This window comes from Micromonospora sp. NPDC000207, assembly GCF_040300925.1.
GTDB lineage: Bacteria > Actinomycetota > Actinomycetes > Mycobacteriales > Micromonosporaceae > Micromonospora.
The window spans coordinates 1-9,019 of record NZ_JBEPEQ010000165.1 but is presented as its reverse complement, the minus strand read 5'-3'; the positions used below and the strand labels follow the sequence as shown (position 1 = coordinate 9,019).

Annotated in this window: 10 protein-coding genes and 1 pseudogene; 2 read left to right on the top strand and 9 right to left on the bottom strand. The window is 71.3% G+C overall.

The genetic code is table 11. The features are described 5' to 3' along the window. The 9 genes and pseudogenes from ABT336_RS25690 to ABT336_RS25655 form a co-directional block, all read right to left on the bottom strand. Positions 1–267, bottom strand: a pseudogene (locus ABT336_RS25690) (hypothetical protein); the annotation flags it as partial. A gap of 124 nt (positions 268–391) precedes the next feature. Continuing rightward, positions 392–514 carry a hypothetical protein gene (locus ABT336_RS27615; RefSeq protein WP_502891268.1) on the bottom strand — a complete coding sequence of 41 codons (123 nt, stop codon included), beginning with the start codon at positions 512–514 and terminating at the stop codon, positions 392–394. Between the two features lie 412 nt (positions 515–926). After that, positions 927–2,507, bottom strand: coding sequence for a SulP family inorganic anion transporter (locus tag ABT336_RS25685; protein WP_350899902.1), 1,581 nt, complete (start codon positions 2,505–2,507; stop codon positions 927–929). A gap of 504 nt (positions 2,508–3,011) precedes the next feature. Continuing rightward, positions 3,012–3,602 carry a hypothetical protein gene (locus ABT336_RS25680; RefSeq protein WP_350899900.1) on the bottom strand — a complete coding sequence of 197 codons (591 nt, stop codon included), beginning with the start codon at positions 3,600–3,602 and terminating at the stop codon, positions 3,012–3,014. Between the two features lie 170 nt (positions 3,603–3,772). Then, positions 3,773–4,996: a S8 family peptidase gene (locus tag ABT336_RS25675; protein ID WP_350899898.1), complete on the bottom strand. Its 1,224-nt coding sequence runs from the start codon at positions 4,994–4,996 to the stop codon at positions 3,773–3,775. Between the two features lie 114 nt (positions 4,997–5,110). Beyond that, positions 5,111–5,887, bottom strand: coding sequence for a nucleotidyltransferase domain-containing protein (locus ABT336_RS25670; RefSeq protein ID WP_350899896.1), 777 nt, complete (start codon positions 5,885–5,887; stop codon positions 5,111–5,113). Position 5,888: 1 nt separating this feature from the next. Then, on the bottom strand, positions 5,889–6,359 hold the full coding sequence (locus ABT336_RS25665) for a roadblock/LC7 domain-containing protein (protein WP_350899894.1): 471 nt from the start codon (positions 6,357–6,359) through the stop codon (positions 5,889–5,891). Next, the gene (locus tag ABT336_RS25660) at positions 6,356–6,727 is read right to left on the bottom strand and encodes a hypothetical protein (protein WP_350899892.1); all 372 of its coding nucleotides are present in this window, start codon (positions 6,725–6,727) and stop codon (positions 6,356–6,358) included. Before ABT336_RS25660 ends, ABT336_RS25665 begins: the two co-directional genes overlap by 4 nt. A 276-nt stretch (positions 6,728–7,003) precedes the next feature. Continuing rightward, positions 7,004–7,642 carry an NUDIX hydrolase gene (locus tag ABT336_RS25655; RefSeq protein ID WP_350899890.1) on the bottom strand — a complete coding sequence of 213 codons (639 nt, stop codon included), beginning with the start codon at positions 7,640–7,642 and terminating at the stop codon, positions 7,004–7,006. A gap of 152 nt (positions 7,643–7,794) precedes the next feature. On the opposite strand from ABT336_RS25655, the gene ABT336_RS25650 reads away from it, so the two are divergent. Together ABT336_RS25650 and ABT336_RS25645 are read left to right on the top strand one after the other, a co-directional pair. Beyond that, the gene (locus ABT336_RS25650; protein ID WP_350899888.1) at positions 7,795–7,998 is read left to right on the top strand and encodes a hypothetical protein; all 204 of its coding nucleotides are present in this window, start codon (positions 7,795–7,797) and stop codon (positions 7,996–7,998) included. A gap of 82 nt (positions 7,999–8,080) precedes the next feature. Beyond that, positions 8,081–9,019, top strand: a 939-nt coding sequence (locus ABT336_RS25645) for a hypothetical protein (protein WP_350899886.1), incomplete at its 3' end; no start/stop codon positions are given.

Here is a 9,019-nt window from a genome sequence, read left to right as displayed (position 1 = left end):
CCGGTCGTGGGTGGCCGGCCCGTCTGCGGCCCGGTCGTGGGTGGCCGGCCCGTCTGCGGCCGGGTCGTGGGTGGCCCGATCGGATCCGGGTTCGTCGTCTCCGGTCAGAGTGAGGCCATTGGCGAGCCGGCGTAGCGTATTCAGTTCGGCGTCGTCCAAGATTTGCCAGCCGCCGATTTCGGGATTGACGACGAGATTGCGATTCCCATCCCGAAAATAGACAAGATCTGCTGGTACGGAATCGGACGACAGGGATTCGACGAGCATGACCATCCCCTCGTGGTGAACACGGTCGGGCGATCCGCGAGGGTGCCGGCGTGCGCCCGACCGTGCTGCGTCGACGCTGGTCGACCGGTTCGGGTCGACAGACCCGAGGCCCGGAAGGCTGCTCCTAGCCGCCCGATCCGGCACCGGCGCCGGCGCCACCGGCGCAGCCGCAGGCACATGCCCCCGGAACTCCCATCGCGGCCGAGAAGTCGGTCGGACGAATTTCGGGCGTGGTCCACTTCGCCATTTCACACCCCCCTTCGGCATCGAAAACAGTTGAGCCTAGCGGGTTGTGATCACCGATTTAGCGATCGACTGACGTTAACACGGTGTGACTGCCGGTTCAACGCGCTGCTTTAACCTATTCATGAGATGCGGCCAAACGCTGAAAGCGTCAACGATGAGGTGTTAGCACCCCACCCGGACCTAGTCGACTTCCCCCACAATCCACCCCTATCCCCACCCCACCCCACCCACCCCACCCACCCCACCCACCCCACCGGCGTCCCCCCGGTTCGCAGGGTTGATCAAGGGATTTGCGTCAGATTTCGCGCTGATCATGACGCAAATCCCTTGATCACCGGGGAGATCGGGGAAATCGGGGAGGTCGGGGGGATCGGGGGAGTCGGGGGGATCGGGGAGGGTGGGGAGGGTGGGGATCATCGGGGAGGGAGGGGAGTGGGAGGGAGAGGGGTGGGGGAGGGGTTGGGGGTGGGGGGGATTACTTGGACGGGGACGGTGGCCTGGGTGTTGTGGGTGGTCACCCACTGGTCGAGGGCGGTGCGGCAGGCGTGGTCGGCGTGGCGCAGACCCCGCAGGTCGAGCCGGACGGTGCGGTCGGCGGGAAGCTCGTTGAGGGCGGTGAGGATCGTCGGCAATCGCAGGAACGTCGCGTTGCCGGTGATCGACACCTCGATGGGACCGTCACCGGCGGCGGCCTCGTCCTCGGTCGTCGGGCCGGAGTCGAGGTCGGGGCCGATCGCGCGGTCGGTGACGGTGACCCGTACGTGGGAGGTCTCCCAGGCCGCCTTGACCACTGCCAGTCCGAGACCGACCAGGACACCTGTGAACATGTCGGTGGTGCCGATCACCACTGCGGTCACCACCAGGATGATCGCCTCTCCCCGGTGTTCCCGCCACAGCTCGGGCAGCTCCCGTACCGGCAGGAGTTTGCAACCGGCGTGGATCAGCACCGCTGCCAACGCCGGGAGGGGGATCAGGCCGATCAGGGTGGGTGCGGCGGCGACGAAGAGGAGCAGCCACAGGCCGTGCAGTACCCGGGATGCCTTGCTGCGCGCCCCGGCCGCCACGTTCGCCGAGCTTCGGACGATCACGGCGGTCATCGGCAGGGCACCGAGCAGCCCGCAGACGCTGTTGCCGGTGCCCTGGGCGACCAGTTCCCGGTCGAAGTCCGTCCGGGGTCCGGTGTGCAGGCGGTCCACCGCCGCCGCGCTGAACAGGCTCTCCGCCGAAGCGACCAGGGTGAAGGTGACGATGGCGGCCAGCACGCCGAAGCTGGTGAGCTGCTCCCAGTGACCGAACGACGGGGTCATCGCCGCGAGCAGACCCTCCACCTCGATGGTCTGTACCGGAAGGTCGAGCCCGGCGGTCAACCCGGCCGCCACCACCACAGCGACCAGCGCTCCGGGGACCATCCGCAGCGAGGGCAGCCGTCGGCGCAACGCGTCCCACTGGGTCATGACGGCGACGGTGGCCACGCCGACGGTGAGCGCTGTCAACGCGGTGGGACTGGCGACCAGGTCGCCGAGGAGTTCCGGCAGGCCGGTGAACTTGCCCGGCCCGGAGTGCGGGGTGGTGCTGCCGGCGAGGACGTACAGCTGCCCGGCGATCAGCAGCAGACCGATGCCGGCGAGCATGCCCTGCACCACGGCGACCGAGATGGCGCGGAACCACCGGCCCAGGCGGAACAGACCGAGGGCGATCTGGAGCAGCCCGCAGGCCAGGACGATGGTGCCGAGCCCGGCCAGGCCGAAGTCGTCCACCGCCTCGGCGACCAGCACTGTCATCCCGGCGGCCGGGCCGCTGACCTGGAGGCTGCTGCCGGGCAGCGCCCCGACCAGCAGGCCGCCGACCACGCCGGTGACCAGGCCCAGTTCAGCCGGTACGCCGGAGGCGACGGCCACGCCGACGCAGAGCGGCAGGGCGACGAGGAAGACGACGATGGACGCCGGCAGGTCGGCGCGGAGCGTACCCCAGTCGGGGCGCGGAAGAGCGAGCATGATCCACCTCCGGAAGGCAGCAGAGTGGGGGACCCGGAGCACCTCTCCGTCGCCGGGTGGGCGCGTCCGCCTCGTCGTTGAGCCGGAAGGACAGGTGTGGGTCGGGTCCGGCAGACGTCGGTGCCGGCCGGGGTGGGACGGGGGTCCCGCGCGTCGCGGCTGTGCCAAGCGGCCGGTTGTCCGAGGCGACCGGTTGTCCGAGGCGACCGGTTGTCCGAGGCGACCGGTTGTCCGGAAGCGACTTACTCCCTGGCGACAGGTGTCCCGAGCGGTTGGCTGCCTGAGCTACCGGATCTCCGAAGCGAACGGGTGCTCGGGGCGTTGGTCGTGGGTGCCGTCGACGGCTGGCGGTGCTCGCCCGGATGGTGGTCGGCGAGGCGGGTCGGCTGCTCGGGCGCGTCGTCCCGAGGCGTGGTGCGCCCGTCGAACCGGTCGGTGACCGAGACGGGGTGCCGAGGGCGGCGGGATGCCGTCAGGTCGGCAGGGATCCGGTGGGCGAGCCGGTCAGCAGCGCATCACCTGGGACCGGGACGCGTTCGGTCGGGGCGCTGTGGTCAGTGGACGGCCGTCGGCGTTGCGCCCCCGCTCCCCGGGTACGCCGTACCGGAGTCGGTCCGACGGCGTGGCAGTCGAGTCGGTACGGCGGTCCGGTCCGGGGCCGTACCGCCCGGTGCGGGTGGAGGGTGTGGAGGCCTTGCCGCCGCAGCCGATGGTGAGTCGGACGGTCCGGCCGGGCATCCCGGGGGTGACGTCGGCGCTCGGGCCGGGCCGGGTGGCGGTGGCCGCGTCGACGTCGGCCGAATGGCCGGGGGAGTCGGACGGGTCGGCGGTCGGCGGCCAGGCGGAGGGGGCCGACAGAGAGTGGGCGGTGGCCGACGGGGAGGAAGCGGTGGCCGACAGAGAGTGGGCGGTGGCCGCCGGGGAGGAAGCGGTGGCCGACAGAGAGTGGGCGGTGGTCGAGGGGGAGGAAGCGGTGGCCGAGGGGGAGGGGGTGGTGTGGTCCGACGCGTGGACGGTGGCGGGGTGGGCGGGGGAGGTCAGGTGGATCAGGAGGGCGGTGACGAGCAGTACGTGGTTGGCGAGGACTCTGCGCACCGCTCACCCCCAGGTCGAGACCGGGGTCGTCTCCCGCACGGCCACGTCGTGTAGTCAAACCCGGGGGTGGGGCGTTCGGTTACGGGCGGTGCGCCGCACGGGCGGTCGGATATGGGACGAACGGGTACGGCCCCGGGGCATGCCCCGGGGCCGTCCGTGAACTGTGTGGGTCAGAGGGTGGGCGCGACGTAGAGCAGGAGGTTCGGGGAACCGGTGCCCGGGTTGCTGATGGTGCCGGGGGTGGCGGTGCTGACCAGGTACGAGTGGACCTGGGCCGGGGTCCAGGTCGGGTTCACCTGGAGGACCCGGGCGGCGGCACCGGCCACGTGCGGGGACGCCATCGACGTGCCGCTGATGCTGTTGGTGGCGGTGTTGCTGGTGTACCAGGCCGACAGGACGGCCGACCCGGGGGCGAAGATGTCGACGCAGGTCCCGATGTTCGAGTACGACGCCCGGGCGCCGTTGCTCTGGGTGGCCCCGACGGTGATCGCGGTGCCGACGGCGGCCGGCGAGGAGTTGCAGGCGTTGGTGTTGCTGTTGCCCGCGGCCACCGCGTAGCTGACGCCGTCGAGGATCGAGTTGGCGACAGCGGTGTTCAGCGACGGGTTGGTACCGCCACCGAGGCTCATGTTCGCCACCGCGGCCCGGCCGGGCTGGTGGTGGGTGGTGACCCAGTTGACGCCGCCGACGACACCGGCGATCGTGCCGCTGCCGGCGCAGTTGAGGACCCGGACGCCGATGAGGCGGACGCCCTTGGCGACGCCGTACGTGTTGCCGCCGACGGTGCCCGCGACGTGGGTGCCGTGGCCGTTGCAGTCGGCGGCCGGCAGAGCCCCGTCGACCGCGTCGTAGCCGTCGATCGCCCGGCCGCCGAAGTCGTTGTGGGTGATCCGGATCCCGGTGTCGATGACGTACGCGTCGACCCCGGCGCCCGTGCTGTTGTACGTGTAGGAGTTGCTCAGCGGCAGGGCGGTCTGGTCGATGCGGTCCAGGCCCCACGGCGGGTTGGTCTGGGTGGCCTGGATGCTGACAGTGTGGTTCTGCTCGACCCAGTCCACCGCCGGGTCGGCGGCGAGCCGCTTCGCGGCCTTCTCGGTCAGGCGCACCTCGAACCCGTTGAGGGCGCTGCCGTACACCTGGGCGACGGAGCCGCCGTACTTCTTGGCGAGGCTGCTGGAGGAGGTGGTGACAGCGGCCTGCCGGGTGCCGGCGCGGCCGCCGACGGCGCTGTCCTTGAGGACGACGATGTAGCTGTCCGTCACGGCGGTGGCGCCACCTGCCAACCGGACCTCGCCGGTTGCGGGGGCGGCGGACACCGGGGTCCCGATCATCGTGGTCGCCATGGCTGACACGGTCAGTACGCCGAGTGCGGCCAGTCTGCGGGGGAGCGGCATATCTTCTCCTCTGTCCACCGGGCCGGGCCAGGGCGGTGGCCCTGGGGCGTCAGCCCGCGATCCTGGGGAGGAGCCTATCGAAACATTTAAACCTGGGAATATATAAGATTAGGGTCATAGTGTGGGGTCGCCCAACTCGGCCAGGATCCGGCGTTGGAAGGCGCGGGCGGTGGCCCCGCCCGGCGGCGGTCCGCCCCGACGCGCCGCCACACACTGTTCGAGCAGCCCGGCCGGGTAGCCCTCGCGGATCAGCCGCCGACCGGCGTCGACCTTCGACAGCCAGGTGCCGTGGCGTACGCGGACCAGCGCCCGCGCCGCCCCCAACACCGCGTCCTCGGCCCCCGGCGCCGGTGCGTCGTCGGGCGGCCCCGGACGGGCGAGCCACCAGGTGAGCGCGTCGACGAGCAGCCGGTGCAGGTCGGCGGGGGAGACGTCGGCGAAGACCGTCGCGGCCGGCGGCCCGAGGACCGCGTACCCGTGCTGGTGCAGGATGCTGCGGTCCAGGGCGTACCAGAACAGGCCGTCGGCGGCCGGACGGTCGGCCGGGGCGAGGGTGACCCGCGACGGCATGTCCCGCCCGGTGTTCACCTCGAACTCGAACCCGGGCTCGGGGGTGCCGGAGCGGACCACCTCCCGGCGGTAGCAGACCAGCTCCAGCCCCCGGGCCGGACAGGGCAGGGCCTCGTGCCGCAGCGCGGCCACCAGGGCGGACCGGGCCGTGGTGTCCAGTGCGTCGGCGCTGACCAGCGCCACGTCGACGTCACTGCGTCCCGGCTGGTACGCCCCGAGCCCCACCGAACCGGCCGCCCACACCCCGACCAGTTCGTCGCCGAGCAGGTCACCGGCGGTGCCGGCCAGCCTCGTCAGGTAGTCGCCGACCTCCGGGTGCATGTCACTGCTGGGTCAGCAGCGCGGCCAGCCGCTCGGCCACCGGCGGAGCGTGCAGGTGCAGCCGGGCCACGTTGATCGCGTCCTGGCCGACAACGGCCAGCAGCGCCTGGGCGCTCACCGCGTACACGCTGAAGTAGCCTGCCTGGTTGCGGACGGTGGACTGGCTGAACACGCCCTGCCCCAGTCGCAGGCTGACCTGGCGGCCCAGGCCGTAGGTGGTAGCCGCCATCGCGGCCAGGTCGTCGGGGTCGAGGCCGGGCGGTACGTCATGGGTGATGAGCAGCCCGTCCACCCCGCCGAGGACACTCCCCTGGACCCCGGGGATCTGCAGGCGCAGCTCGGCCAACTCCCGACCGATCGCCGGGTACGGCAACGACATGTTGCCGGCCAGCGAGGGAGGGAGTCGGGGCGGTGGTGGTGCGTCCAGTCGCTGCGCGGTGCGACGGGGCAGGAAGGTGTCGCCGTTGTTCACAGTTCCAGTTGCTCCTCGATGCTGCGCAGCTGATGCCGAGCGAGCGCCAGGTTGGACCGGGTCTTGCTGAGCATCAGGTACAGGAACAGACCCATGCCGGTACGGCTGTGCAGAGGCCGGATGATGTGGTACTGGTTGCCCAGCGTGATCAGCATGTCCTCGATGTCGTCGTTCAGCTTGAGCATCTCGATGGTACGCAGCTTCGCGCGCACCACGTCGGTGTTGCCGGCCGCCGCGATGGTGAGGTCGATCTCCGGTGTCCCACCGGCCACGCCGAGGGTCATTCCACTGTTGTAGTCGACCAGGGCGACGCCGATGGCGCCGTCGATGGTCATGGCGTCCTTGAGAGCGGTGTCGAGGTTGGCCACGTTGCCTCCAGAAGTCGGCTGACGAGTGTGCTTGGGCAGCGTAGAGCGGGTCCGTCGGGTTTCTCCGACGCCCCCGGCGCTGAGGCACAGCGAGAGTTGCACACCACCTGCCGGATCCGCACCTCGTGAGCCCCGAACGGACTGAGCGGATCACGGTGGACGACCGGCGGACGGGTGGGTCCGCCGCTGCGGTGGATGGCCTCCGGCCTGCTGCTTCTGCTAGTGATCTCCTCCGGCCTGCTGTCTGGGCTGTCGGATCCGGCCCGGCTGTCCCGGCTAGCGGATCCGGGCGGCGAACCCGGAGCCGGTGCGACGCGTGTCGGCGCCGTCCGACCCGCCGTCCGACCCGCCGTTCGACCCGCCGTCCGACCCGCCGTCCGACCCGCCGTTCGACCCGCCGTTCGACCCGCCGTTCGACCTGGCGTCCGACCCGCCGTTCGACCTGGCCTCCGCCGGGACGAACCAGGTCGGTCCCTCCTCGGGCAGGGCGTGCTCGATGATGAGCCGGTCGAGAGTGTCCAGGGCGGGGAGGCGCTCCAACGGGAACCACTCGACGGCCTCGGACTCGTCGTCGTTGACCCGGGCGACGCCCTCCAACAGTCGGCACCGCCAGGCCAGGTTGAGGATCTCGCACAGGTCCCCGTTGGGGTAGCGGTGGGTGTGCGACACGACGCTGGTGAGCCGCTGAGGGGCGACGGTGACCCCGGTCTCCTCCGCGACCTCGCGCACCACTGCGGTCGCCGGTTGCTCACCGGGGTCGACGAAGCCGCTGATCAGCGACCACCGGCCGTCGTCGGAGCGCTTGCCGAGCAGGATCCTGCCCTCGTCGACGATCACCGCACTGACGCTGGGAACGTAGACGAGGTCGTGGCCGACATGCTTGCGCAGCCCCGCGATGTAGTCCGGTACACCCATCCGTCGACCCTACTTCTGATGATCGTTTCTCCGCTGCCCGTCGTTTCGCCGATCCGTCCCGGGACGCCCCGGACCAGGTCTATTGTGGAAGACATCCACGACTTTTCCCGGAACCGGTGGCGGCCGGGCGTCGTGCGGTGCACAGTGATCCCATGAGCGACAGCGGACGTGACGGGAGCTACTTCTGGTGCACCCGACACCACCGGGTCGAGACCGGCGAGGACACCTGTCCCGCGCGACACGTTCTCGGCCCGTACTCCTCTGCCGCCGACGCCGAGAACGCCCTGCAGAACGTGCAGGACCGTAACGAGGCGTGGGAGGCCGAGGACGCCCGTTGGGCCGGGGAGGACGAATAGACGGCGCGGGACGGCCCGCGTCGAGGAACTCCGTGCTCCGTGCGGAGCCACGCGAGAGCATGTCCCCAAGGAGGGAACCCAGATGGCCGAAGCACAGAAGGCCACCACCCGCCCGGCCGCCGAACGTACGACCCCGACGAAGACCACCACGGCGAAGCGGTCCCCGGGCGGGGCGACCGGCGCGGCCCGGTCCACAGCGACGCGTCGGTCCACCACGACGACCACGGCGAAGGCCCCGGCCCGTGCCAGTGCCACCGGCCGGACCCCGGTGAAGAAGACCACCGCCGCGACCGCCCCGGCCAGGAAGACCACCGCCAAGCGGGCCCCGGCGACGAAGACCACCACCGCGAAGGCCTCCACCCGCAAGGCCACGACGGCGGCGACGGCCTCCACCCGCAAGGCCACCACCGGTTCGGCCCGCAAGGCCACCACGGGCTCGGCCCGCAAGGCCACCACCGGTTCGGCCCGTAAGGCGACGACCGGCTCAGCTCGCAGTGCGACGACCGGCCCGGCTCGCAAGGCCGCGACCGCGACTGCGACGAAGTCCACCGCCCGTACGGCGACGACGGGGCCGGCCCGCAAGACGGCGACCGCCACCACGGGTTCGGCCCGTAAGGCGACGACGGCCACGAAGAAGGCGACGGCAGGTTCAGCCCGCAAGTCGACGACGGCCACCACGGGTTCGGGCCGCAAGTCGACGACGGCCACCACGGGTTCGGGCCGTAAGGCGACGACGGCGACGAAGAAGGCCACCTCGACGGCGGCCCGCAAGACCACCTCGGCGGCGAAGAAGGCCTCGACCGCCGCCCGCAAGGTCACCTCTGCGGCGCGGAAGTCCACCACCGCAGGTCGGACCGGCTCGGCGGTGAAGAAGGTCGCCACCACGGCACCGGCGCGCAAGACCACAGCCAAGAGGGCCCCCGCGAAAAAGGCTCCCACGAAGAAGGCCCCTGCGCGGAAGGCCACCGGCAGCTCGACCACCGGTCGGGCTGCGGCGGCGAAGGCGGCGACCCCGACCCGG